Consider the following 25,056-nt stretch of genomic DNA (forward strand, 5'->3'; position numbering starts at 1 on the left):
GAAGCTCAGGCGGCGTCGCGGAAGCCGGCGAAGAGTGAGGCGGGGGAGCGGAGGGGCTGGAAGGATCCGTCGACAAGCCAGACAAACGTGGGGCTGACCTCGTGGGAGATCTCGTGCACGGCGTCGATGCTGTCGTTGCCGATGAGGGCGCGGATCCAGGACTCGGCGTGTGAGGGGGAGACGTCGGCGCCGCCGGGATCGGTGATACGCACCGAGATGACGTAGGCGGGTTCGCGGTCCTCGCCATAACCCAGGACCCGTGCCCGGGCTCGTGGGCCGACCCGGTGCCGGGTGAGGGTGGCCGTCAGCTGGAAGTGCCCGTCGACGCGGGGGAGATCGACGGACGGCGGGCGCCAGGACGCCATGGGCCGGGCGAGTGAGCGCGGGTGGCGGATCACGGTGGACAGCATTCCGAGCGTGCGGGGATGGAGGCGGACGAGACGCTCGGCGAGCTCGGCCGGGGTGGTGTCGAGTACTGCGGATATGGAGTTCTTCCTCATGGTTTTCATGCCCCGAACAATAGGAGACGGTATGGACACCGGTGTTCGAATGATTCGAACAGATGTTTGTTTATGCATGAGCCTGCCGGTTTGACCCGGGGGTCTAAGGTGGGTGGCAACATGACCTCGCAACCTCCTGCCGCAGAACACCTGCCCGCACACCGATCGAAGCTGCCCGCCGAAATCTGGGTGCTGGTCGCGGCCGCCTTCATCATTGCGCTGGGCTACGGCCTCATTGCACCGCTGCTGCCGCAATTTGTGCTGTCCTTCGACGTGTCCATGGCCGCAGCCGGACTGGTCGTCTCTGTGTTCTCCCTCTCGCGACTGTTGTTTGCGCCGGTGTCGGGTTCGCTGATCGACAGGATCGGCTCGCGCAAGGTCTATCTCACCGGCCTGCTGACGGTGGCGGTGACGACGGGCCTCATCTCCGTGGCCAGCGAGTACTGGCACATCGTGGCGCTTCGGGCCGCGGCGGGTGTGGGATCGACGATGTTCACGGTGTCGGCGATGGGGTTGATCGTCAAACTCGCCCCACCGGACTCGCGTGGCCGCGCCTCTGCGGTCTACGGCACGGCGTTTCTGCTGGGCAACGTCATCGGCCCGGTCGCTGGAGCGGGCATGAGTTTCCTCGGGTTCCGCTGGCCCTTTGTCATCTACGGGACGGGCGTCGTTCTGGCCGCGTTTGTGGTGTGGTGGCGGATGCCCCGACGCCTAGACGCCGCCGGGAAACCGCTGGCACAGGTGAACAAACCCCCGATGCAGCTTCGCGACGCCCTCTCCGACTCCGCCTACCGGGCCGCGCTGATCTCTAACGTCGCCCACGGCTGGGTGAATATGGGTGTGCGGGTCTCCATCCTGCCGCTCTTCGCTGCGGCGGTCTTCCACGCGGAGGGCGCGGCCATTGCCGGGTTTGCGCTCGCCGCGTTCGCGGCCGGCAACGCGCTGGTGCTGCAGTTCTCCGGAAAATTCGCGGACACCTACGGGCGCAGGCCGCTCATCGTCGCGGGTCTCATCGGCAGCGGCGTGTTCATCTCGGTCATGGGATTCGCCGTCACCATCCCGACGCTCATGATCCTGTCTGTCCTCGCCGGCGCCGCCGCGGGCCTGCTCAATCCCTCGCAGCAGGCCGTGCTTGCCGATGTCATCGGCAACGACCGCTCCGGCGGCAAGGTGCTCTCCACCTATCAGATGGCCATGGACCTGGGGCAGATCATCGGCCCCATCCTCATCGGCACGCTTGCCGACGCCTTCGGCTTCCGCATCGCCTTCGCCTCCTGCGGTCTGGTCACCCTCGTCGGAATCATCGCGTGGGTGTTCGGGCGCGAGACACTGGGAACGCGGGAGGCGCGGCCGCAGTGGATCCGGGGGATGCGGGTTCGGCGGACTGACACGCGGTAGGGCCGTTGTTACGGTGGGCGGCATGATCATTGCGTTGCTGTTCGCGGCCGCCGGGGTTTACCTCACCGCACACGCGGAGGGCCCGTGGTGGTTCCAGGCCATCGGCTATTTCCTCGCGGCCATGGTCGCGATTTTCGGTGTCGTTCACTCGTACCGAACCCGAAACACGACACCCCTGCGGCTTGATCGCGCAGAGACCGCGGTACTGAGGAAGCTTCGCGACGACGAGGGCCCCAATGACGTTAAATTCATCAAACTCGTTCGCCAACAGCACCCTTCGGCAGGGCTTGCGGAAGCGAAGCAGGCGGTGGATCGGCTGTAGGCGGATCTCCTGTTAGAGACCGTGCGAAAACGGCGCAGGAACGAAAGGACTCATGGGGAAAATGTGGTTTTACCGTTGAGATACGTGAAGCTCGAGTCGCCGGACTCCACCGACAGTGCGCCACCGGTTTCTCGTCGAATCTCGAAGTCCGCGATGGTTACGGACTCCCCGGGATTGAGGACACTTTTAGGCTGATAGTGCGTGCCTCCCGATAGGTCTTGGCTGAGCCTGAATTTTCGCGATTCGTTGTCGAAAACCACAATGTCCGCTGGTACGTCCTTGCCTATGGCCTCATTGTGAATGATAACCGGGGGATCTAGCGGGACACCGCAGGAGAAATAGACCTCAGAGGATGACAGGTTGATGAAGCAGTTGTTCTGATCCTCGTCAAAGATCACGCTGTATGTTTTGACAGATGTGCCTGGCAGGAGGAATTCTTCGGCGGAGCGGTTTGAATCTGGTCCAGTAGACGAGTTCGGAACTGGCTCACTGTCGTTCGACGTGAACTTGCCGTCGGTAACTGTGAAGGAATAGCCGTCTCTACTCCCTGAAAATGAGGACCCGGATATTTGCTCAAAGGTGAATCCCGCGAGGGTCACCTTCTCTCCGGGGATGAGTTTCCTACCGGGCTCTATCGGCCTTTCGGTATACAAAGCCTTGGGTGCGAACCCCTCTCCCGCCTCGTAGCGGATGACATTCGCCACCGCCTTGTTACCGGGATGCGTGGCCATGGGCGGGATTTCCGCCTGCACAAGTGTCGTCTCCGGGAACTTAAAGGGGCAATCAATTAGTGGCCCTTCGTTTCCTATCCACGCAGCGCAGGTCGTGCCGTCCGAGAACGTGACGGTGTAGCCGTCGGAGTTGTCGTCGCGGAACGCCTCGGCGGGCATCTCGGCCACACCCGAAGGGGCCGACGGGGCCGCGGAGGTCGAGGAAGTCGAGCTGTTCACCGGTGTCGGCTGCGGGGGAGTTGGTGCAGGGTCGACGGAACAGCCTGCGAGGAGCAGGGGTGCCACTAGTGCGACCGTAAAGACTGAGTTCCGAAATGTAGGCAAGGTGGGTGTCCCATCGAGAGAGCTGAAAAGTGCGACATGACAAACGTAAAACCAAGGACCGCAAGCAGCGGGATTCATGGGGGTCAATACCCTGAAATCGCCGAGGTGTGAACACTCCGATTCTGCTTGGCGAGGGGCTTGGAACGGCCGTCGAGAAGCGTCAGTGGACTACCAGGCCGAGGGCACAGCGACGACAGTTCCCGTTCCGCCACGGCGATCCGTGCACTGCCCAAGTTGATTGGCGCCGATCTCTTCCCAGCCGGAGAGCACCGGGCCGCGGGAACACTCCCAGCCCTGTTCGGACATGAAGATGGCGGCGCTCCCTCCCGTCTTGGCGCCCGGGGCGAAATAGTCGGTCATGACCTGCTGGGCGACGGCGCAGTCCGTCCCGTCCTGCGAGACGACTACATTAGCGGGCCCTGTATAGGTCTCCACCTCGCCGCACTTCTGCCCCGAGCTAGCGACTCCGTCGGCCTTTTCCATGTCGGTAGTGAGCACACCGTCGGTCATGGTCGCCACCGAGCCGCCGCGGGAGATCTGGAAAATTGACGCGTCGGTCTGGGTGAATGTGGTGTCGCCAATGGTGACCCGCTCGCCGGGTTGGAGCTGGTTCTGGGGGTAGAACTTCATTTCGCCGAAAGGATCGCGGGTCATATCGATAGTCGGATACATGCCCAGGGCGGGGTCATCACCCAGGGTATTGGCGCGGATATCGATCGAACCCGTGGAGAGCATGGGCAGGCTGGGCGAACTGAAATCGCAGTAGGACACGTCCTCCATGTGGGTCGGGGTGCCGACGACGCGGCAGTGCGTGTAAGCGTCCGCTGATTCGACATAGAAGCCGCCGGTGCTGACGGGAGACGCGAAATCCGCCGGATCGCGTTCACCGGTGGGCTTGTCGGTCTCCGCCGTTGTCGAGCTGGTAATCGTCTCGGTGGTCGCGGAAATTGTTGAGGCGTGTTGTTTGTGGATTGTGAAGTCGGAGAGGCAGCCGAGATGCTCGTCATTTCCGGGGCCGATTCGGAAGAGTCACCGCAGGCAATAAGTGTGGGGAGCAGGGCGGCGACAGCCAAGGCCGCAGAAACGCGGATCTTTGAAAACATACGAGCAGGCTAGCGTACAAACGGGTATTAATCCGGGGAATTCTGGGAGAATCGGTTTAGGCTTTCTTAGGGGTCACCGCTGGGGGAAGGCAGCTATTTCCACATCGCAGAAGTTTACTTCTTGGGTGAATTAGCGTTGACCGCCCGTGGGTGAGGTTCTCCCGCGAGCTCTTTCCGATCATGCTTTCCCGCCGGAACGTAAAGGGGCACAATCGGCCGGGCGGGGGAGGCGGCCGGAGGGTAGCGCCGATAAGCGTTGCCCCATCTACTGGCGATGCTCTGTGTTTGCCTCCGAGACAAGTTTGCGCCCCCGACCTGCAGGGTTCGATCCAGGCCAAATGGCTATTAGTCGTATTTTGTCGTACGCTGGGCGGACAATGAGTGATATTGAGAACGCCGCCGGCGGCGAAAACAGGCCGGACGACAACTATACGTCGGATATTCAGAACAACTCGCAGGGTGACGCAGCGCAGGCTGCACCCGTCACGGAGAAATTCGTGGTGGACTCGAGCACCAGGGATGCGAGCGGAACTGAGAACGCCGACTCCGAGAACAACAACTTGGACATCGACAACAACGTGAACAACCAGAACGACAACGCCGGCACCACGGATCAGGTGGGCAACAACCCCGCCATCACCCGCGACGCCGATGCAGCCGCCATCAGCAACCCGGACGACATGGTCGGCGGTGCCATCAACCTGGCCCAGCTGAACGACCAGCAGGACACCCCCGTCTTCGCCCAGGCCGCCCCCGAGGCTGAGCCGGCCAAAGAGAAGAAGTCCGAGCCCGCAGAGCCCGCTAAGGCTGCAAAGGAAGAGGAGCCCGTCAGCGGCTTCGACAACCTCGGCCTCCCGGCCGACGTGCTCAAGGCCATCAAAAAGGTCGGCTTCGAACAGCCGTCGCCGATTCAGGAGCAGACGATCCCGCTGCTCATGGAGGGTCGCGACGTCGTGGGCCTCGCCCAGACCGGTACCGGCAAGACCGCGGCCTTCGCGCTGCCGATCCTCGCCCGCCTGGACACCAAGGTCCGCGCACCGCAGGCACTGGTCCTCGCACCGACTCGTGAGCTGGCTCTGCAGTCCGCAGACTCCTTCCAGTCCTTCGCCGATCACCTCGGCGGCATCCAGATCCTGCCCATCTACGGTGGCCAGGCCTACGGCATCCAGCTCTCCGGCCTTCGCCGCGGCGCCCAGATCATCGTGGGTACCCCGGGTCGTGTCATCGATCACCTGCAGAAGGGTTCGCTGGACATCTCCAACCTCAAGTACCTGGTGCTTGATGAGGCCGACGAGATGCTTAACATGGGCTTCCAGGAGGATGTCGAGCGCATCCTCGAGGACACCCCGGACTCCAAGCAGGTCGCCCTGTTCTCCGCGACGATGCCCAACGGCATTCGCAAGATCTCGCGCCAGTACCTCAATGACCCCATCGAGGTCCAGGTAAAGACCGAGACCCGCACCGCGACGAACATCACGCAGAGCTACATCTACACGGCTCACCGCAACAAACTCGACGCCATCACCCGCATCCTCGAAGTGACCGAGTTTGAGGGCATGATCGTGTTCGTGCGCACCAAGCACGAGACCGAGGAGCTCGCCGAGAAGCTGCGTGCCCGCGGATTCTCCGCCGCCGCTATCAACGGTGACATCGCGCAGAACCAGCGTGAGCGCACCGTCGATCAGCTCAAGGACGGTCGTCTGGACATCCTCGTCGCCACCGACGTCGCTGCCCGTGGCCTGGACGTCGACCGCATCAGCCACGTGCTGAACTACGACATCCCCAACGACACCGAGAGCTACGTCCACCGCATCGGCCGTACCGGCCGTGCGGGACGCAAGGGCGAGGCGATCCTCTTCGTCACCCCGCGCGAGCGCCGCATGCTGCGTGCCATCGAGCGCGCCACCAACGCGACGCTGTACGAGATGGAGCTGCCGACGGTGGACGAGGTGAACGAGTCCCGCAAGGAGCAGTTCCAGGACTCCATCACCGAGGCGATGGAATCCAAGCAGATCAACGTCTTCCGCAACATGGTTCGTGCCTACTCCCAGGAGAAGGACGTCCCCATGGAGGACATCGCCGCAGCACTGGCCGCCAAGGCACAGGGCGACGAGCACTTCCTCATGAAGGAGCAGCCGGCTCAGCGCCAGGACCGCTTCGACCGTGACGACCGCCGTGGTGGACGCGACGACCGTCGCGACGATCGTCGTGGCGGCCGCGACAACGAGCGCGGCGGACGTGACCGCGACCGCGGTGGCGCGCGCCGCCCGGACGGTGACTTCGACACCTACCGCCTTGCCGTGGGCAAGCGTCAGAACGTTCGCCCGGGTGCCATCGTCGGCGCCTTGGCCAACGAGGGAGGCCTGAACTCCCGCGACTTCGGCCGCATCACCATCGCAGTCGACCACACCCTGGTCGAACTGCCGAAGAGCCTCGACTCCGGGGTACTCGGACGCTTGAGCGGCACCCGCATCTCCGGCCAGCTCATCAACATCGAGCGTGACCACAGCGGCCCGCACGAGGGCGGCCCCCGCGGTGGCGGCGGACGTGACCGCGATGACCGTCGTGGCGGCGGATTCGGCGGCCGCAGCGGTGGACGCGATCGTGACGATCGCCGTGGCGGCGGACATGACCGCGACGACCGTCGTGGTGGCGGACGTGGCGGCTGGCGCGACTAGTTCGCCCGGCACCCCGCAGCACTGAGAGCCGCCCCCGGCACGGAGTTCATTCTCCGTGACGGGGGCGGTTTTCTGCTGTCTCGCGGGCGGGTTGTCGAACCCTCTGGTGTGGCGTTCATGGAGGTGAAGAGTCGGAAAACAGCGGCGACAACGCCCGGGATGGTTGTTAGCGTGAGCGGGCAACCCCTCCCTGTCCGGCTGAGGCGACCTGCGGACAACGGGCGTCGATAAGCGGGGGAGAACCACACCCGCTGCCCTAGGAGACCACCCATGTCCCACCTCCCGTCCTTCTCCCGCCGTCGACTCATTCAGGGCGGGGGAGTCGCCGCCGCAGCCGCCGCCCTGAGCTCCGTGACCTCGCGTGTGCCGGGAACCGCACAGCCCGTGGAGCGGCGGATGCCGCTGTCGTTCAACGCGGACGGGCGATTCCGCATCGTCCAGTTCAACGACACACAGGACGGCCCACTCACCGACCGACGCACCATCGAGTTCATGGGCCGGGTCCTCGACGAGCAGAAGCCCGACTTCGCGCTTATCAACGGTGACGTCATCAACGGTGATCCCACGACCGACCTGGAGGTGAGCCAGGCGATCAACAACGTGTTCATGCCCTTAGAATCGCGGGGCATCCCGTGGGCGGTGACCTTCGGCAACCATGACGAGGACTCGACCGAGGAACACGGCACCCACGCCTTCGAACCGCAGATGGTCGAGTTCGTCCGGCAGTACAAGCACAACCTCAACCCCTCGGACGCGGACGGGCTGTAGGGCTCCTCGAACGGGCAGCTGCTGGTCGAGAGCTCGACGGGTGAGGCGCCGGCGTTTGCCATCTGGCTGCTCGACTCCGGGCGTTACGCCCCCGAGAACCCCGCGGGGCAGTCGCGCGACGGCCTCATGGGTTACGACTGGCTGCGCCCCGAGCAGATCCGCTGGTACCAGGACCTCTCGCAGGAGACGGAGACCCGTTTCGGGGCCAAGGTGCCCGGGCTGATGTTCTTCCACATCCCCACCTACGAGCACCACCACATGTGGTTCGGCAGCCAGTTCACCCCCGATGAGGCCGGCCATGCGGAAGCGGTCCGACGCCACGGCATCGAGGGTGTGCGCCACAAGGACAACTACACCGGCCTGTTCAACTCCGGCATCTACGCCGCCGCCTTCGGGCGCGGCGACATCCGCGGCATCTACTGCGGCCACGACCACATCAACACCTACATGGGCAACTACTACGGCATCGAGCTGGGTTACGGCCCCGGCACGGGATTCGGCACGTACGGGCTTAACGACGGCACCCTGGACACCCACACGCTGCGGGGCGCGCGGGTATTTGATCTCAACGAGAACACTGAGGGGGTGTACGAGCGGACCTTCCTGGTGTTCGCCAAGGATCTGGGCATCGACATGGATCCGGCGGCGCAGAGGATCGCCGCTCCGGAACCCTTCCCGAAGTACGTGTCGGCGATCGGGGCAGGCGGCGTGCCCTCCGGACTGTCCTCGAACCTGTCGTCCGGGTTGTCCTCGGCTCTGGGTTCGTCGTAGCTCTGGCTGCCCGCGCACGCGAAAACCCCCCGCCGAGATCTCTCAGCGAGGGGCGGGAACAGCGGCTGTCTAGACGAACATGAGCACCAGGGTGATGACCCACAGTAGGTTGAAGATGCCGCTGAACATGGACAGCTGCTTCTTCAGCTTGGTGGTGTCGGCACCCCGGTCCTCGGGCTCTTCCTCGCCGGGGGCGAGCAGACCGAGGGCGCCGACCATCTTCTTCTGCTTGGGCACGATGACGCCCAGCAGGAGGATCCACGCCACGGCGGCAAGCAGGATGGCGGCGTGGAACTGGTACTGGTCGCTGTAGGTGGACCAGTGGGTGAACAGAATGGTCACGCCGAGCAGCGGCACGAGCAGGGAGATGTAACCGTAGAGCTCGGAGACCCGGTGGGTGGCACGTGCGATGCCCTCGCTTCCGGCGTCGCCGTTGGCGGCGCGGACGGCCGCGTTGGGGAAGGCGGAGGTGGCGTACATGACCGCGCCCATGAGGAGGATCGCGGTGACGACGTGGAGGGTGAGAAGAATGGACATGTGGGGAAACCTTTCGCCGGTATCTGAGTGGGCCACGAATCTCGTCGCCCGTTCAGGGTGGTGCTCAGGGCGGATGTTACCTGCCGGCTACCCGGACCACCGAGCTAAGGCGAACCTGCATTGCCTGCGCATCGTGGAGACATCGGCCTCCGGGAGCGCGAGCGCGTAGGAGGCGGCGACCCTGGCGACTCGCCGGGAGTACCAGCACCGCGCGCCGGCGTCGGGCGGCAGCCAGGCCGAGGGCAGCTGGTCGGACTTGTCCTGGTTGATCGCGCTCGCGGTGGCCACGAGGTTGGTGGGGTCGTTGGCGAAGCGGACGCGGGTGGCGTCGTCCCACGCGTAGGCGCCGAGGTCCCAGGCCGCGGACAGGGGGATGACGTGGTCGATCTCCACGTCGTCGGCGTTCATCGGGTGGCCGGTGTAGAGGTCGGGGGCGGAGCCGGCTGAATGGCAGTCGCGGCCGTCGAAATGCGAGACCATGATGGCCTCGCGGGTGGTGCAGGCGCCGATGGAGCCCCAGCCGGGGCCGAACTCCTCGCGCTCGTAGCCCAGGACGCGGCGTCGCTGGGGCTGGGTGTCCACGTGTGCAAGGAGCGTCGATAAGCCGGGAAGGCCCTCCTCGCGCACCGGGGTGAGGGCGGGCAGGACATGAAAGACGCCGGCCACCAGGGTGGCCAGCGTCAGTAGTGCGACGTAGACCTGCGCGGGATGAAGTCTCACACAGCCTTAGACGGGGCTCAGGCCTCGGCGGTTCCGATGCGCTGGGCCTCGGTGTGGAAGTCGACGTCCTCGTCGACCGAGGCGGCGTTGGAGAGACGGCGTGCCTTGTCGAACTCGATGCGCACGGCCTCCTCCGGCTCCTTGGTCATGAGCGAGACCACCACGAGCGCGACCAGGGCGGAGAGGAAGCCCGGGACCATCTCGTAGATGACATCGCCCAGGCCTGTGAGGTTCCAGACGGTGGAGACGACCGCGCCGGTGATCATGCCGGCCAGGGCGCCGGCGGTGGTGAGGCGCTTCCAGTACAGCGAGGTGAGCACGAGCGGGCCGAAGGCGGATCCGAAACCGGCCCAGGCGAAGGCAACGAGTCCGAGGATCGAGTCGTTCGGGTTGATCGACATGAGCAGCGCGAGGATGGCGACGCCCAGGACGGCGAAGCGCGAGAGCAGCAGCAGTGCCCGCTCGCTGGGGGCCTTACGGGCGAAGATGCGGTAGAGGTCCTCGATGAGGGAGGAGGAGACGACGAGCATCTGCGAGGACATGGTCGACATGATCGCGGCGAGCACGGCGGTGAGGATGATGCCGGCGAGCAGCGGGTGGAAGAGAATGCGGGTCATGTCGAGGAAGATCGTCTCGAAGTTCTCCTGGTCCGTGATGGTGATGTCCGGGTTCTGCGCGAAGAAGGCCGTGGCGGCCATGGCCACGAAGACCGCGCCGATCATGGAGAGCACCATCCAGGAGATGCCCCAGAAGCGGCCCATGCGGGCGTCTTTGGGGGAGCGCAGCGCCAGGAAACGCACGATGACGTGCGGCTGGCCGAAGTACCCCAGGCCCCAGGCGAGGTTGCCCACGATGGCGGCGAAGGAGACACCGGCGATGAGGTTGAAGAACGTGGGGTTGCCGTCGGGGTGCGGGCCGTAGGCGTTGTCCAGCGGGAAGGAGAAGATGTCCATGGGATTGTCCAGGGAGATGATCGCCATGGTGGGCACGATGATCAGGGCGAAGAACATGAGCATGCCCTGGACGACGTCGGTGTAGGAGACGGCGAGGAAGCCGCCGAAGAAGGTGTAGAGGATGGTCACGCCGGCGACGATGAGCATGCCGGTCATGTAGTTGCCCTCGAAGGTGGCCTCGAAGTAACGCCCGCCCGAGACCATGCCGGAGGCGACGTAGAAGGTGAAGAAGAAGATGATGATCACGGCGGCGACGATGCGCAGCGCGTGGGACTTGTCCTTCAGACGGTTCTCGAAGAAGCTCGGGATGGTGATGGAGTTGCCGGCGATCTCCGAGTAGGAGCGCAGGCGGGGGGCGACCCACTTCCAGTTGGCCCAGGCACCGATGGTCAGGCCGATGGCGATCCACGCCTCGGCCAGGCCCACGACGAAGAGGGCGCCGGGCAGGCCCATGAGCAGCCAGCCCGACATGTCGGAGGCGCCGGCGGACAGTGCGGCGACGAACGGGGGGAGGCCGCGGTTGCCGAGGGAGAAGTCTTCATAACCGTCGGTCTTGCGGTAGCTCCACAAACCGATGCCGAGCATGACGCCCAGGTACAAGACGATCGCAATGATGAACCACGTGGATTCCTGCATGGAAAATTCCTTCAAGGAGACTAAGGAGAGAGATCGGACAATTCAAACTGTGCTTATGGTACAGCTCACATTGAAAATGTTGAACATTCCCGGGGGATAGTGCTTTTGTGCAGCCGCCCGACAGCTATCCACAGGCGGGCCGGGCGATTAACGCCGAGAATGGTAGAACTATCCCTATGCCTTCTTTCCTCCTGCACGGACTCTGGTTGCCCGGGTCCGGTCTCAACCTGTGGGTGGAACAGATCGCGGGGCACCGCATTGTCCTGCCGTCCGCGGTACCCAAGGGCACCTTCCCCCCGGTGGTGGAGGGGCTGCTGGAGGACTCCATGTTCCGGCACCGGGCGCGAGTGACGCTGCAGACCCCCAAGGGCAAAGCCGTGGAACTCACCATCCCCACCGCGGCCCTGGCACCGGGCAAGACCGTGGAATGGCTGAGCATCCTCTCCTTCCTAGACAACCCCTCGCCCGCGGCGACCGCCTCCCAGCGCGAGTCCATCGCCCCGGACCTCTACTGGCTCATCCGGATGTACACCGGCCTGAGCAGGTTCATCAAGGCCGGCCGGGTGACCATCCGCATGGCGTACGAGGACTCCGCCTGGTGGCCGCAGTGGCAGCTGGCCACCGGCCTCGGTGAGCGCGGCTGGGTGGCGGAGATGATCTCCGCCGCGCCCGGCATACTCAGTATCAACAACCGCAACCTCACCGAGGATCTCAGCGACACGCTCACCCACTTCATCGCCTCCGCCGAGCTGGCTGATCTGCGGGACAAACCCCGGCCGTACCCGTGGCACGACTTTGCGGACTCCCTGCTCACCGGCCATCCGCTGCGGCGCGGGGGAGCGGGCCTTCTGCGCGCGCTCAACGAGTGGCGGGGGTCCATCACCGCGGTGGATCTGCAGCTGGTGTTCATCATCGAACAGCCCCCGGCGGACGAGGACAGCTCCGACCCGCAGGACGCCACCTGGCCCGTGCGGGTGCAGGTGCGTTCCGGCACGGACGCCCCCAAACCGGTTCGTCTGGCCGAACTGGATCGCGGCAGCATCGAGACCCTGCGTGCGGAGCAGCGCAAGGCAGTGGAGCTGACCAGCCTGGTGGATCATCACCTGCACCCCATGGGCGCGACCAACTACCGGCGGGGAAACCCCCAGTACGAGGGCGACTGGGACGTGTACCTCAACACCGATGACATCGTCACGTTCATCGGCAAGGACGCGCCGAAGCTGAGGTCGAACGGCTTCACCGTCATGCTGCCCAAGGCGTGGTCCACCGCGGAGACCTCGGCCAAGCTGGTCACCTCCGAGGCCCGTGACCCGGCGGTCGCCGCCACGCAGTCGCACATCGGTATGGACCAGCTGGTGGAGTACAACTGGCGGCTCTCCGTCGGCGACACCGAGCTCACGGACGAGGAGATGGCCGAGCTGGTCACCTCCAAGTCCGGCCTGATCCGCCTGCGCGGCGAGTGGGTGCTCGCGGACACCTCGTCCCTGGGCAAGGTCCAGAACTACATGGATAGGCTCACCGAGTCCTCCCGCAAGCGCCAGCGGGCGAAGCTCGACGCGATGACCAAGGCGGCGGAGCTCGCCCGCGCCAACGACGAACCCGGGTGGCAGCAGCTCCTCGCCGAGGTGGAGAACCTCCGGGAGGAGTTCAACAACGAGTTCGCCCATTTCGGCGAGGTCACGCTCGCCGAGCTGCGCGAGCTGGCGCTGGAGTCCATGGCCGAGGAACCCATCGAGTTCGTCGGTTCGACGTGGCACGCCAGCCTCCTCGGCGGCGCGCAGACCCCCGCGCCCGAGCGCCTGGACATCCCCGACACCGTGCACGCTGACCTGCGCCCCTACCAGCGGCGCGGCGTGGACTGGCTGTACTGGATGTCGCGCAACAACCTGGGTGCGGTGCTCGCCGACGACATGGGCCTGGGCAAGACGTTGCAGCTGCTCACTCTGCTCGCCGTCGAACACGCCCGCGGCGAATCCACCGGCCCCACCCTCGTGGTCGCCCCCACCAGCGTGGTGGGCAACTGGGCGCGCGAGGCCGCCAAGTTCACGCCCGGCCTGCGCACCGTGGTGCAGCACGGGGTGGAGCGCCTGCACGGGGAGGAACTCGCCGAGGCCATCGGCGACGCCGACCTGGTGATCACCTCCTACGGCGTGGTCGGTCGTGACCACAAGGAACTCGCGGAGACGCTGTGGGACCATGTGGTGCTCGACGAGGCGCAGGCGATCAAGAACTCGTCGACCCGGGCGTCGAAAAGCGTCCGTGCACTCCGTTCGCGGCATCGCCTCGCGCTCACCGGCACGCCGGTGGAGAACCGGCTGAGTGAGATGCGGTCCATCCTGGACTTCGTCAATCCGGGGGTGCTCGGGTCGACGAGCTTCTTCCGCAACCACTTCGCCAAGGCCATCGAGCGCGAGCAGGACGAGGAGATGTCGGAACGACTGCGCCGGCTCACCGCCCCGTTCATCCTGCGCAGGTTGAAGACCGACTCCTCGATCATCGACGACCTGCCGGACAAGACCGAACAGATCATCACCGTGCAGATGACCTCTGAGCAGGCCGCGCTGTACAAGGCGCTGACCGATTCCGTGCAGAAGGAGCTGGAGGAGCGCCAGGGGATGGCGCGGCGCGGGCTGGTGCTGGCCACCATCACGCGCATCAAACAGATCTGCAACCACCCGGCGCACTTCCTCGGCGACGGCTCCGGTGTGGTTCTGCGGGGGAGACACCGCTCGGGCAAGGTGCAGGAACTCATGCGGCTCATCGACGTCGCCGTGGAGACCGATCAGCGCATGCTCATCTTCACGCAGTACCGGGCGTTCGGCGACATCATCAGGCCGTATCTTTCCGAACGACTCGGCGAGGACATCCCCTTCCTCCACGGCGGGGTGAGCAAGACCAATCGCGACGCCATGGTGGACCGGTTCCAGGCCACGGACGGGCCGCGGGCGATGATCCTCTCGCTCAAGGCGGGTGGCACGGGCCTGAACCTCACGGCGGCGTCGATGGTCGTGCACATGGACCGGTGGTGGAACCCGGCCGTGGAGAATCAGGCCACCGACCGGGCGTTCCGCATCGGGCAGCACCGCAACGTCGCGGTGTACAAGATGATCACCGCGGGCACACTGGAGGAGAGCATCCAGGACATTCTCGACGGCAAGACACAGCTGGCGGGTGCCGTCGTCGGCGAGGGGGAGGGCTGGATCACCGAGCTCGATCCGGAGCAGCTCGCCCAGCTCATGAGTTACCGGGAGAGGGAGAGCTGACAACATGGCAGAGAAGAACCGCCCGAGCGAAGACAACGTCATCTACGCCAACTTCGGGGCCCGCACGCGGGTGTCCCGGGCGTCCGAGATCCCCGAGCGACCCCTGGCCGCCCGACTGTCCCCGGCGGCGCACCGGCTGTGGAACGCGGCTACGACGCGAACGGATCAGGGCAGGGTGACCCGCGGGCGCCAGTACGCGCAGGCCGGCAACGTCGTCGACCTCTCGGTGCGCAACGGCGCCGCCCACGGCCGCGTGGCCGGCTCGCAGAACGAGCCCTTCACCGTCTCCGTCATCCTCCCGTACCGCACCGCGGATGAGATCGGGGAGATCTCCGAGATCCTCGCGCGCACCACCAACGGCATGTCCCGCGCTCGGCTGGGGCGTATCGACGACCGCGTGCTCGACCTCATCTTCGGCGAGGCCCCCGACGACATCCGTTTCGGCTGCGACTGCCCCGACCCGCAGCTGATCTGCAAACACACCATCGCCGTGGTCGACCGGCTGGCCGCCAAGATCGACGCCGACCCCTCGCTCGCCTTCCAGCTGCGTGGCCTGACCCTGGACTCCCTGGAGAGCGCGGTGCTCGACCAGGCGCAGATCGTCTCGGCGGAGTCCACGGAGGACGGCAGCGACAAGTTCTGGAGCGGGCGGGAGCTGCCCGACCTGCCCCGGCCCAAGCTCGCCCCGGCGTTGGAGGATTCGGACCTGGACATCCTGCACAAGGCCATGCGGTCCATCTCCTTCACCAACATCGACCAGCTGCGGGCCGTGTCCGATATCGAAGACCTGTACGACCACCTGACCCGCTGAGCCGGGCGGGTGTCCGGGGCGTCTGATAGAAAGTGGAGCCATGACACGAGTGCGATTCATCCACACCTCTGACCTGCAGATAGGCATGACCCGGTGGTTCCTCGGCCTGGACCAGCCCCTCTTCGACGACTCCCGCCTGGCCGCCATCCGGCGCCTGGGTGAGCTGGCCACCGAGACCGGTTCCGAGTTCATCGTCGTCGCCGGCGACGTGTTCGAACACAACTCCCTGAGCGAGCGGGTCATCGGCCGGGCGTTGGAGGCGCTGCGCGCCCTACCCGTGCCCGTGTACCTGCTCCCCGGCAACCATGACCCGCTCGTGGCGGACAACATCTTCCGCCGCACCGAGGGCGTCGAGGGTGTACATGTGGTGACGTCGACGGAGCCCGTCCCGGTGTCCGAGGGTGTGGAGATCGTCGGCGCCCCGTGGCGCTCGAAGTTCCCCGTCGGCGACCTGGTGCGGGTGGCGCTCGAGCCGCTTGTGCCCACCGACGCGATCCGCATCGGGCTCGCGCACGGGCAGATCGAATCCCGCTCGAGTGACGCCGTCGCCGGGCTCATCGACCTGGCGTACGTGGAGGAGAAACTTGCCGTCGGCACCCTCGACTACCTCGCGATGGGGGACACCCACTCCACGGCGTCGCTGAGCAGCACCGGCAGGGTGTGGTTCTCCGGGGCGCCGGAGACCACCGACTTCGCGGAGCAGTCCGGGGGCGGGGAGAACGATTCCGGCAATGCGCTGGTGGTGACGGTGGTGAAGGAAGGCCTGACCAGCGAGGTGGAGGTGGAGAAACACTCCGTGGGCCAGTGGATGTTTGCCTCTCTGTCCGCGGATCTCTACTGCGCGGAGGATGTCGAGGACTTCCTCGCCCGCCTCGACGCCTACCCCGAGAAGGAACGCACGGTGATCAAGTACGCGCTGTCCGGCACCCTCACGCTCACCGACACGCAGAACCTCGAGCAGGGCATCGACGCCCGCCGCCCCGTCTTCGCCGCACTCTACGAGCGTGAACGCCTCATGGATCTGCACCTCGAACCCGGCGACGACGAGATCGAACACCTCTCCGTCGGCGGGGTTGCCCAGGGTGCCCTGGCGGAGCTCTTCGACGACCCCGACGACCCCATCGCCCGCGACGCGGTGAACCTCATGTTCCGCCTGGCCAAGGAGTCCTGACACCATGCGCATCCACTCACTGACCATCGACAACGTCCGGGCGATCGAGCACCTGGAGATCACGGGCCTGCCCGACACCGGCGTGGTCGTCGTGCACGGCGACAACGAGCAGGGAAAATCCACCATTCTGGATGCCCTGGACGCGGTCCTCAACCACCGGCACAGCTCCGGCAAGGGGGAGGTCAAGCAGCTCGCCCCGGTGCACCGCGACGAGGCGCCCGAGGTCACCGCGCGGTTGAGCGTGGGCCCGGTGGAGTTGACCATCCGCAAGCGCTGGCTGAAGAAGAAGTCGGCGGAGCTCACCGTCCACGCCCCGAGCCGGGGGAACTACACCGGCGCGGAGGCGGACCTCAAGCTGGAGGAGATCCTCGGCGAGCACCTGGACAAGAACCTGATAGAGGCTCTGTTCCTGCGCCAGGGCACTTTCGCTGAGGCAGTGAAGGCGGCCGGCATCCCCTCCCTGCAGCGTGCGCTGGCGGGGGAGCAGGGGGAGGAAGCCGTCGACGCGACCGAGGATGACGCGCTCATGGCCGCCGTGGAGAAGGAATACGGCCGTTTCTTCACCAACACCGGCAAGGAGAACAAGGCGCTGATCAACTCGCGCCGGGACCGGGACAAGGCCGCCGAAGAACTGGCGGACGCCGAGAAGCAGCTTCGGGATCTGCAGTCCTACGTGGACCAGGTGGACCGCCTTGAGCAGTCCCGTGACGGAGACGTAGCGGACCTCCCGGCGGCCAGGGAGCAACTGGAAGAAGCCGAGGCGGCTCTCGTCGCAGCGCGCCAGGCGGAGTCGGGCGCTGCGGTCGTACGCGGGGAGGTCGAGCGGGTCAGGCAGGCGGTGACGGCGGCCCAGCGACAGCTCGCTGAGCGTTCCGAGCTCGAGGAGGAGGCAGCCGAGCTCTCCTCGGCCGAGGCCGCTCTGGCCACCCGCCTGACCCAGGCCAAGGAGAAGGCGGAGCAGCAGGCGGCGCAGGTGGCCACGCTCGGGAAGCTGTGGGAGGAGGCCAAGCAGCGCCGCGCAGCAGCCGTCGACAGTGTGAAGGCCGCCCGGAAGATGTTGGAGGTTCTGGAGAACGCTGCCGCCCGCGATGAGCTGGCCGGGGTCGTGGAGAAGCTGGACGCGCTCGATGAGAACATAGCCTCGGTGCGGGCGCGGGCGGCTGGTAAGCAGGTCACGGACCGGGATGTCCGTGCGGTAGAGCAGGCGGTGCAGGAGGTCGAGGTGGCCCGCCGCTTCCGCGACATGGCGGTGCCCCACCTGGAGCTGACCTCCGCTGGAGAAGCCACGGTCTCGGTCAACGGCGAACCGGCCACGGTCGGGCAGTCCCTGCGTGTGGACATGCGCGAGGGCACCGAGCTGACCATCGGCGAGGTGACGGCGACGTATCACGCCGGCAACTCGACGGACGCCTCCGCGGACGAGACGGTCGAGCGCGCCGAGGCTGCGCTCGCCGACCAGCTCGCCGAGCTGGGCTGTGCGGACCTGGATCAGGTGCGACAGCTGCGTGAGGAGGCCCGTTCGACCGAGCAGGGCATGGCCCGGCTGGTGGAACAGCGCACGGATCTGCTGGCCGGCCGCTCTGCGGACGACATCCGCGCCCGCGCGGCCAACCTGGCCGAGCTGTTGCAGGACACCGACATCCCCGACAGCGATCTGAGTGCGGCCCGCGCCGAAGTCCTCGCAGCGGAGACTGCGCGGGACGACGCAGACCAGGAAGTGGACAAGGCCGAGGGCTCGTTGAGCACGTGGCGCGACGCGGGCGCCGAGCGTGACCTCGTTCGTGTGCAGGCCGATCACGACAACACCGCAGAGCGTGCCGTCATCGTCGCCGGAAAGCTGGCCGCCCTGGAGGAGGGTCAGCCGAAGGAAGAGCTGACCGCCCAGCTCAAGGAGGCCGACGAGCAGCTGGCCACCGCCGAGGAGAAGTTGCGCGTCGCTGAGGTCGAGGTGGCGCAGGCCGACCCGTCAGGCAAGGAGGCCGCAGTCGACGCCACCCTCGCCCGGGTGGACTCGCTCACCGCACGGATCAAGAAGGCCGAGGTCGAGCTGGCGCGTCTCGACGGGTACATCACCCAGGCAGCCGGCGCGGCCGAGCGAGTGGAGTTGGCACGATCGGACGACGAGGCGATGAGGCGCCAGCTCGCCAGCCTGGAACGCAAGGCCAACGCCGCCGCCCGGCTGCGGGAGGTCCTCCGCCGCCACCGCGACCAGGCCCGGGCCCGGTACGCCCAGCCGTTCGTGGATGAACTCACCAGCCTGGCCAAGACCGTGTTCGGCCCGGACGTCGCCTTCGACCTCACGGAAAACCTCACCATCCGTGACCGCACTGTCGGGGGAGCGACGGTGCCGCTCGCCTCGCTGTCGGGCGGCGCGAAAGAGCAGCTGGCCATCCTCACCCGATTCGCCATCGCCTCGTTGATCTCCGGTGAGGGTACTGGCCAGGTCGGGGTGCCGGTGATCGTCGATGACGCGCTGGGTTCCACGGATCCGCGGAGGCTGCAGCGGATGGGACAGCTGTTCAGTCAGATGGGCAAGGAAACCCAGGTCATTGTGCTGACGTGTTTCCCGCAGCGCTTCGACTGGGTCAATCCCAAGACGGAATACTCGATCACCCAGCTCAAGGGCGCGCGGTAGGGCGAAAGTAGGACAGCCCGGAAGGAGATCGGTACTTTCGGATGACAATTCGCCGTCCCGGGGACCCATAACGTCAGGAACATGACAACGCCAACACCACAGAAGTGGTTCACCCCAGTACAATCCATCCTCATGCTCGCAGCCAGTGTCCTTGCTGGTCTGGTGACCCTCGGGGCCACCCTCGAGTACGTCCTCGGCCCAGGCTTCGAGAACACCACCGTCGACCAGTACAGCCCGGAGGTCAACCGTTACCTCGCATGGCAGATCAGCGGCGGGCTGATCGGGCTGATTCTCTACGCGGTCCAGGTCTTCCGCACCCGGCGGGACCGGGTCCAGGTGCTCGACTATCTCGTCATGGCCCTGGGATTCTCCTCCCTGATGATCGTTCCCTCGCTGCTCACCCTCGTCGGGGTGCTCTCCCGGCTGCGGTGGCGGGAGGCGGCCATTGCCCTCGTGCTGACGGTCGTGCCGACCGCGCTGGACTGGGCCCTGGATCCGTCCCTGGACGATCTGGGAGAAAACGCCCTCGCGTTGGTGGCCGTGCTGGCGGCCTGTGTAGCCTTGGGACTCTGGATCGGCCGCCGCCGCGAGCACCGGGAATCAGCTGCCGAGCGTCTGCGTAATGCCGAGAACAAGATCCACACCGTCCGTGCCGAGGAACGCGCTCGCATGGCCCGCGACCTGCACGATTCCCTGTCTCACCGGCTCTCCCTCATGTCCCTGCACGCTGGCGCGCTGGCGTACCGCGACGACCTGGCCGCCGCTGAGGTGACCAACGCCGCCAGCCTGCTGCAGGAGAGCGCCCGCCAGGCCAACGACGATCTGCGTTCCATCCTCCGGGTCCTGCGCGACGGCGACGAACCCGGCGCAGACCCTGCACGCCCCGTAGGGGAGATCATCACAGAGGCCCGGCGGGCCGGAATCAGCGTGCTCATCGATGAGGAGTCCGAGACGCTGGCAGCCGAGGTGTCGAAGCAACCCACCCTCATCGCCCACACCATCAACCGGACGATCAGCGAAGGCCTGCTCAACGCCAGCAAACACGCCCCGGGCACGCAGGTGACGGTGCAATTGCGGGAGGTCGACGACGACATGGTGGTGACGGTGACCAACCCCGTCGACGACAGGGAGGCCGGCGAGGGGGCCCGCACCGGACTCATCGGCCTGCGAGAGCGTGCGCGCGCCGCCGGCGGGCGCCTTGAGGTGGGCGTCGATACGCACTTCACCCTCGAGCTGGAGGTTCCGTGGACGAGGTGATCAGGCTGGTCATCGCCGACGACGAGGCGCTGGTGCGCTCAGGGCTGCGACTGCTTCTCGACGGCACCCGGGGCATTCGCGTCGTCGGGGAAGCCGCGGACGGAGCGGAGGCCGCGGAGAAAGCCCGGTCCCTGCGCGCCGATGTGGCGCTCATGGACCTGCGCATGCCCGGCACCAGCGGGATCGAGGGCGCTCTGCTGATCGGCGGGGACTCGACCGTGCTCATGCTCACCTCCTTCGACTCTGAGGGCGACGTGGTGGCCGCGTTCGACGCCGGGGCCAAGGGCTTCCTGCTCAAGTCCGCCCCGCCCGAGCAGCTGGTGGACGCGGTGCTCACCGCAGCGCGCGGTCAGGCCGCGATGAGCGAGAAGGTGCTGGGCACCCTGGTCTCCATGGCGGGTAGGACCGTGGCCCGGGATCCGGGCTCGCCGGTGGGGACGCTGTCCGATCGGGAGTTCACTGTTGCCGCGCTCATCGCCGAGGGCCTGAGCAACGAGGAGATCGCGGAGCGCATTTTTGTGGCGCTGCCGACGGTGAAGACTCTGGTGTCACGCATCATGAAGAAGCTTGGCGCCACCAACCGGGTGCAGGTCGCGGTCGCGTACCTCACCTCCGGGTAGCAGAAAATCCCCTGACCCGCGCGAGGGCGGGGCAGGGGATCGTCGAGAAGCGAAGGACTACTTCTTGATGGCGGAACCCTCGACCTCGATGGTGATCTGCTCGGAGACGAGCACGCCGCCCGAGTTCAGGGGAGCCTGGAAGTCGACGTGGAAGTCCTTGCGGTTGATCTTAGTGGTGGCCTCGAAGCCGGTGCGCACGTTGCCGAAGGGGTCTTCCTCGGTGCCGAAGATCTCCACGTCGAGGGTGACGGGCTTGGTGACATCCTTGATGGTCAGGTCGCCGGTGAGCTTGCCGTTCTCGACGTCGGCGTCGGTGGCGACGAAGGTAATCTCGGGGTACTTGGCGACGTCGAAGAAGTCCTCGCCCTTGGTGTGGCCGTCGCGGTCGGCGTTGCCCGTGTTGATGGAGTCGGCCTTGATGACGACCTTGATGGAGGAGTTCTTGCCGTCGGCCTGGACGTCTGCGGTCCACTCGTCGAAGTTGCCGCGCACCTTGGTGACCATGGCGTGGCGGGCGATGAAGCCGATGCGGGTGTGGGTGGGGTCGATCTCGTAGGTGCCCTGGTAGTCAGTCATGAAAGTCTCCTGTGAAGTAGATGTCGTCGTTACTGGAACCTACTCTACACGCCTTTGGTGACACGTCAACTTGAAAGTTAAAATAATTATCGACGGGGGTATACCCGCACTTCGCCGGGGGATGAGCCGTTTGTTTATGTGTCATATTGCTCGGTAATGTCATGGTTTGTGAACGAGGAACCACGCTGGCTGACCGACGACGAACAATCCCTGTGGCGGCTCATGCTCGCCGCGCAGCGAAAGCTCGACCGAGTCATCGACGAAACCCTCCAGCGGGGCAGTGAACTGTCCATGTCGGAATTCTCCGTCCTCGTCAGCCTGTCGGAGGCGGAGGACGGGAGCCTGCGGCTGCGCGACCTGTGCAACGGGCTCGACTGGGACCGTTCCCGTACCTCCCACCAGATCACCCGGATGGAACGCCGCGGGCTGGTGGTGAAAAACCGTAGCGAGGGCGACGCCCGCGGGGTCATGGTGGGCATCACCGAGGACGGCATGCGACGCCTGCAGCTCGCCGCCCCGGAACACGTGGAATCCGTGCGCCGGGTGGCGTTCGACCACATGACGGGGGAGCAGGAGTCGGCGCTGCGGACCTACCTCGAAGGAGTCCTCGCGGCCGACAACGTGCCGGGTGCCCATGGGCGATCCAGCGGGTGCAGCTGACCTGGTCTCAGGGTAAAGATCAGGGCGTCCCCGGATGTGCGGGGACGCCCGTTCGGCTTTTATTGAGCGTGTAAGCAACACCAACCGAGAAGGAAGCCGAGAAGACAATGACCTACCACAACCCCTCCACTGAGCCCGCCCTCGAACGCCGCCTGCACCGCTCCGAGACCGACACGTGGGTCGCCGGCGTCCTCGGCGGCGTGGGTGAGACCTACAACATCAACTCGACCCTCCTGCGTGTGCTATTCGTGGCCTCCATGCTGCTCCCCGGTCCGCAGATCCTGCTCTACCTGGCCGCCTGGGTGATCATGCCGCGGTAGGGGCTGACTGACATGCGCACGGGATATCTCGTCGCGGCCGCCGCTGGAGTGATCCACTGTGGCTTCAGCGTCTATTGGGGGCTCGGGGGCACGTGGCTGCTGAACACGGTCGGGTCCGTCGCCGACGCCTTTGACGGGGCGCTGCTCCTCATCCTCCTGGTGGGGCTGGCGAAGCTGGCGTTTGCGCTGGTGCCGCTCGTTGCGGACACGCGGGCCGCCCGGTGGATCTACCGGGCGGGCGCGGTCGTGCTGGTGGTCTGGGGTGCCGCGTCCATGGTCGGTGCCGCGATCAGGCTGCCGGGCAGCCCAATCGACCCCACCGCGCTCTGGGGCCACCTGCTGTGGTGGGATCCGCTGTTTGTGGTCTGGGGGATTGCGCTGTTCGCCGGGACGATGGCCCCGTCGGATCGGGGTGCGCGGCAGGCGCCGGGACGCTGATGCGTCGTCGACGTCGGTACCAGGGGCGGTAGCTTTCTCGCCGTAATAGAAGAAAAGTGGCTGGTCCACGGCACACGAAAATGCCCTGCGGTGATCGTCGAGAAGCGATCATCACAGGGCATTTATTCTGTGTCCCCGACTGGATTCGAACCAGCGACCCCTGGTACCGGAAACCAGTGCTCTAATCCTCTGAGCTACGGAGACGAGAGCTGAAACCGTGCGGTTTCAACGCCCAAAATCCTAACACCGTCCGCCCGTGAGCCACTAATTGGTCAGATGCCCGGGGCTTCCGTTGCCGGGGAGACGCCTGTGCGCAGGTACTCCACCACGATGTCGTCAACCGCGGAGTTGCCCAGGGCGACGTGGCCGTGACCGGGGCCATGGACGGTGACGAGCTGGGTGTTCATCCGCTGGTGCAGTTCGCCGGAGTACTGGTAGGGGGTCTGCGGGTCCCCGGTGCCCTGGATCTGGAGGGGGCGGGTGGCGAGCGAGGAGCCGTCGAGAAGCTCCGGGCCGCGGTTGGGCTGCAGGCCCGAGCAACCGGCGCCGGAGGTGTACAGCGCGTTGGGCACGGTGAACGGGTCACCGGTGACAAATGCGGACCAGGCGTAGACGGGCAGGTCGGCGGGGTTGGCCGCGACGGTGTTCTCGTTGCACATGATGGAGTTCTGCATGAGAACGGCCGTGGCCTGCGCGTCGGCCATCTCCGCCTGTTCCTGCTCGCTCAGCTCCGGGGACCCGGGTGCGTCCGCTCCGCCGATCATCTTGGCCAGGGTGTCCCAGGCCGTCGGGCGGGGCAACAGCGCCCGGGTCATGCCGAGGGTGGGGGAGGTGGCCTGAACTGCGCCGGGATTCTGCGCGCGGGAGACGATGCCGTCGAGTTCGACGCGGGTCTTGCCGGTGGCCGTGAGCAGGTGTGCCCCCGACTGCCCGGCCCACTCGAGCCCCGGGGGAATATCGCCGATCTGGGCCGGGGGCGGGACGACGGTGGGATTGGTGCCCGATTCCTCGACCACCCTGCGCGACCAGGACTGATACACGGCCAGGGGAGTGTCGCCCAGGCCGTAGGTGTCATTGCGCTCGGCGGTCCACGCGAGGAAATTGTGCAGCGCCTGCTCGTAGCCGGCCTGCTGGGACTCCATGATCCCGGCCCACGCGAGGGAGGGTGACATCGCGGAGTCCAGCACGACGCGGTCGGTGTGCTGCGGGTAGCGGGAGGCGTAGAGGGAGCCGAGGAAGGTGCCGTAGCTCAGGCCCATGATGGAGATCTGCTCCAGGCCGAGGGAGCGGCGCACCATCTCCCAGTCCTCCGCGGTGTTGGAGGTGGTCAGCGACGCGGCGTAACCGGGCATGTCGGCGTCGCAGCTCTCCCGGAGGACCGCGCCCGAGCTGAGCTGACCACGGACCGGGTCGGCGTTCTCCGTCGACGGGCACTGCAGGGGAGTTGAGCCGGGCAGGCCACGGGGCTGAACGGCGACGCGGTCCCACTCCGAGGTGAGGGCGTCCGGCCAGGAAAAGACCTGGTCGTTGCCGAAGTACCCGTAGGCGTCACCGCCCGGGCCACCCGGATTGCCCAAGATCGTTCCGCGTGACTGCCCGGCGGCGGGGATCCGCACGAAACCCACCGAGACGGTTGGCCCGGTGGGATCCGCGTACTCCATGGGGACGTCGATGCGCCCGCACTCGGCAGCGGGCACGGTGACCTGCGCGGGACACTGCTCCCAGGAGATCGCCGGGGCGCCAGGGTCGGACTGCGCGGTGGCGCTCGGGGCAGGGCCGAGTAGCCCGGCGCCGAGGATCAGTACTGCCAGCGTGGCGGTGGTGGGACGAAAGGCGCTCACGGATCACTCCTCTTGTTTTCGAC

At 66.2% G+C, this 25,056-nt stretch carries 22 protein-coding genes and 1 tRNA gene; 14 read left to right on the top strand and 9 right to left on the bottom strand.

Annotation, left to right across the window (positions count from 1 at the left end; translation table 11 throughout):
• Positions 1 to 5: 5 nt before the first annotated feature.
• On the bottom strand, positions 6 to 509 hold the full coding sequence (locus tag CDOO_RS05560) for a hypothetical protein (RefSeq protein ID WP_245616247.1): 504 nt from the start codon (positions 507 to 509) through the stop codon (positions 6 to 8).
• A 111-nt stretch (positions 510 to 620) separates the two neighbouring features.
• On the opposite strand from CDOO_RS05560, the gene CDOO_RS05565 reads away from it, so the two are divergent.
• Together CDOO_RS05565 and CDOO_RS05570 are read left to right on the top strand one after the other, a co-directional pair.
• Positions 621 to 1,898 (top strand): MFS transporter, encoded by a 1,278-nt coding sequence (locus CDOO_RS05565; RefSeq protein WP_018022230.1) that lies wholly within the window; start codon positions 621 to 623, stop codon positions 1,896 to 1,898.
• 22 nt (positions 1,899 to 1,920) lie between these two features.
• Positions 1,921 to 2,220, top strand: a complete 300-nt coding sequence (locus tag CDOO_RS05570; RefSeq protein ID WP_020384640.1) for a hypothetical protein — start codon at positions 1,921 to 1,923, stop codon at positions 2,218 to 2,220.
• Positions 2,221 to 2,270: 50 nt separating this feature from the next.
• Here the strand turns inward: CDOO_RS05570 and CDOO_RS05575 are convergent, their stop codons facing one another.
• Complete coding sequence (locus tag CDOO_RS05575; protein WP_155861347.1) at positions 2,271 to 3,119, bottom strand: hypothetical protein; 849 nt, start codon at positions 3,117 to 3,119, stop codon at positions 2,271 to 2,273.
• 324 nt (positions 3,120 to 3,443) lie between these two features.
• Positions 3,444 to 4,055, bottom strand: a complete 612-nt coding sequence (locus tag CDOO_RS05580; protein WP_018022227.1) for a hypothetical protein — start codon at positions 4,053 to 4,055, stop codon at positions 3,444 to 3,446.
• Between the two features lie 700 nt (positions 4,056 to 4,755).
• On the opposite strand from CDOO_RS05580, the gene CDOO_RS05585 reads away from it, so the two are divergent.
• From CDOO_RS05585 to CDOO_RS14290, 3 genes are all read left to right on the top strand, one after another.
• Complete coding sequence (locus CDOO_RS05585; protein WP_018022226.1) at positions 4,756 to 7,056, top strand: DEAD/DEAH box helicase; 2,301 nt, start codon at positions 4,756 to 4,758, stop codon at positions 7,054 to 7,056.
• Between the two features lie 270 nt (positions 7,057 to 7,326).
• Positions 7,327 to 7,824 carry a metallophosphoesterase gene (locus CDOO_RS14285; RefSeq protein ID WP_018022225.1) on the top strand — a complete coding sequence of 166 codons (498 nt, stop codon included), beginning with the start codon at positions 7,327 to 7,329 and terminating at the stop codon, positions 7,822 to 7,824.
• Between the two features lie 126 nt (positions 7,825 to 7,950).
• Positions 7,951 to 8,595, top strand: coding sequence for a metallophosphoesterase family protein (locus CDOO_RS14290; RefSeq protein ID WP_018022224.1), 645 nt, complete (start codon positions 7,951 to 7,953; stop codon positions 8,593 to 8,595).
• A 69-nt stretch (positions 8,596 to 8,664) separates the two neighbouring features.
• Here the strand turns inward: CDOO_RS14290 and CDOO_RS05595 are convergent, their stop codons facing one another.
• From CDOO_RS05595 to putP, 3 genes are all read right to left on the bottom strand, one after another.
• The gene (locus tag CDOO_RS05595) at positions 8,665 to 9,132 is read right to left on the bottom strand and encodes a hypothetical protein (RefSeq protein WP_018022223.1); all 468 of its coding nucleotides are present in this window, start codon (positions 9,130 to 9,132) and stop codon (positions 8,665 to 8,667) included.
• 87 nt (positions 9,133 to 9,219) lie between these two features.
• Entirely contained in the window at positions 9,220 to 9,852 is a 633-nt protein-coding gene (locus CDOO_RS05600) for an HNH endonuclease family protein (protein WP_018022222.1), read from the bottom strand.
• Between the two features lie 17 nt (positions 9,853 to 9,869).
• Positions 9,870 to 11,441 (bottom strand): sodium/proline symporter PutP, encoded by a 1,572-nt coding sequence (putP, locus tag CDOO_RS05605; protein WP_018022221.1) that lies wholly within the window; start codon positions 11,439 to 11,441, stop codon positions 9,870 to 9,872.
• A 176-nt stretch (positions 11,442 to 11,617) separates the two neighbouring features.
• Here putP and CDOO_RS05610 point away from each other — a divergent pair, with 176 nt between their 5' ends.
• The 6 genes from CDOO_RS05610 (at position 11,618) to CDOO_RS05635 (ending at position 21,198) form a co-directional block, all read left to right on the top strand.
• Positions 11,618 to 14,704, top strand: coding sequence for a DEAD/DEAH box helicase (locus CDOO_RS05610; RefSeq protein WP_018022220.1), 3,087 nt, complete (start codon positions 11,618 to 11,620; stop codon positions 14,702 to 14,704).
• A 4-nt stretch (positions 14,705 to 14,708) separates the two neighbouring features.
• Positions 14,709 to 15,515 (top strand): SWIM zinc finger family protein, encoded by an 807-nt coding sequence (locus tag CDOO_RS05615; protein ID WP_018022219.1) that lies wholly within the window; start codon positions 14,709 to 14,711, stop codon positions 15,513 to 15,515.
• Positions 15,516 to 15,555: 40 nt separating this feature from the next.
• Positions 15,556 to 16,686, top strand: a complete 1,131-nt coding sequence (locus CDOO_RS05620) for a metallophosphoesterase family protein (RefSeq protein WP_018022218.1) — start codon at positions 15,556 to 15,558, stop codon at positions 16,684 to 16,686.
• A gap of 4 nt (positions 16,687 to 16,690) precedes the next feature.
• Complete coding sequence (locus CDOO_RS05625; protein WP_018022217.1) at positions 16,691 to 19,321, top strand: AAA family ATPase; 2,631 nt, start codon at positions 16,691 to 16,693, stop codon at positions 19,319 to 19,321.
• 132 nt (positions 19,322 to 19,453) lie between these two features.
• Positions 19,454 to 20,578, top strand: coding sequence for a sensor histidine kinase (locus CDOO_RS13240; RefSeq protein WP_018022216.1), 1,125 nt, complete (start codon positions 19,454 to 19,456; stop codon positions 20,576 to 20,578).
• Positions 20,566 to 21,198 carry a response regulator gene (locus tag CDOO_RS05635; protein WP_018022215.1) on the top strand — a complete coding sequence of 211 codons (633 nt, stop codon included), beginning with the start codon at positions 20,566 to 20,568 and terminating at the stop codon, positions 21,196 to 21,198. The genes CDOO_RS13240 and CDOO_RS05635 overlap by 13 nt, the downstream gene beginning before the upstream one ends.
• A gap of 57 nt (positions 21,199 to 21,255) precedes the next feature.
• Here CDOO_RS05635 and CDOO_RS05640 read toward each other — a convergent pair whose 3' ends face one another.
• Positions 21,256 to 21,774 (bottom strand): YceI family protein, encoded by a 519-nt coding sequence (locus CDOO_RS05640; RefSeq protein WP_018022214.1) that lies wholly within the window; start codon positions 21,772 to 21,774, stop codon positions 21,256 to 21,258.
• A 168-nt stretch (positions 21,775 to 21,942) separates the two neighbouring features.
• On the opposite strand from CDOO_RS05640, the gene CDOO_RS05645 reads away from it, so the two are divergent.
• From CDOO_RS05645 to CDOO_RS05655, 3 genes are all read left to right on the top strand, one after another.
• A complete protein-coding gene (locus CDOO_RS05645; protein ID WP_018022213.1) occupies positions 21,943 to 22,434 on the top strand; it encodes a MarR family winged helix-turn-helix transcriptional regulator in 492 nt (163 codons plus the stop codon).
• A gap of 107 nt (positions 22,435 to 22,541) precedes the next feature.
• Positions 22,542 to 22,754 carry a PspC domain-containing protein gene (locus CDOO_RS05650; RefSeq protein WP_018022212.1) on the top strand — a complete coding sequence of 71 codons (213 nt, stop codon included), beginning with the start codon at positions 22,542 to 22,544 and terminating at the stop codon, positions 22,752 to 22,754.
• Positions 22,755 to 22,766: 12 nt separating this feature from the next.
• Entirely contained in the window at positions 22,767 to 23,192 is a 426-nt protein-coding gene (locus CDOO_RS05655) for a DUF3995 domain-containing protein (protein WP_018022211.1), read from the top strand.
• Positions 23,193 to 23,322: 130 nt separating this feature from the next.
• Here CDOO_RS05655 and CDOO_RS05660 read toward each other — a convergent pair.
• Both CDOO_RS05660 and CDOO_RS05665 read right to left on the bottom strand, forming a co-directional pair.
• Positions 23,323 to 23,396: transfer RNA gene (locus CDOO_RS05660), tRNA-Arg, on the bottom strand.
• A 68-nt stretch (positions 23,397 to 23,464) separates the two neighbouring features.
• Positions 23,465 to 25,033, bottom strand: coding sequence for an alpha/beta fold hydrolase (locus CDOO_RS05665; RefSeq protein WP_018022210.1), 1,569 nt, complete (start codon positions 25,031 to 25,033; stop codon positions 23,465 to 23,467).
• Between the last annotated feature and the right edge of the window lie 23 nt (positions 25,034 to 25,056).

Origin of the sequence: Corynebacterium doosanense CAU 212 = DSM 45436, assembly GCF_000767055.1 — a bacterium.
GTDB classification, from domain to species: Bacteria; Actinomycetota; Actinomycetes; order Mycobacteriales; family Mycobacteriaceae; genus Corynebacterium; species Corynebacterium doosanense.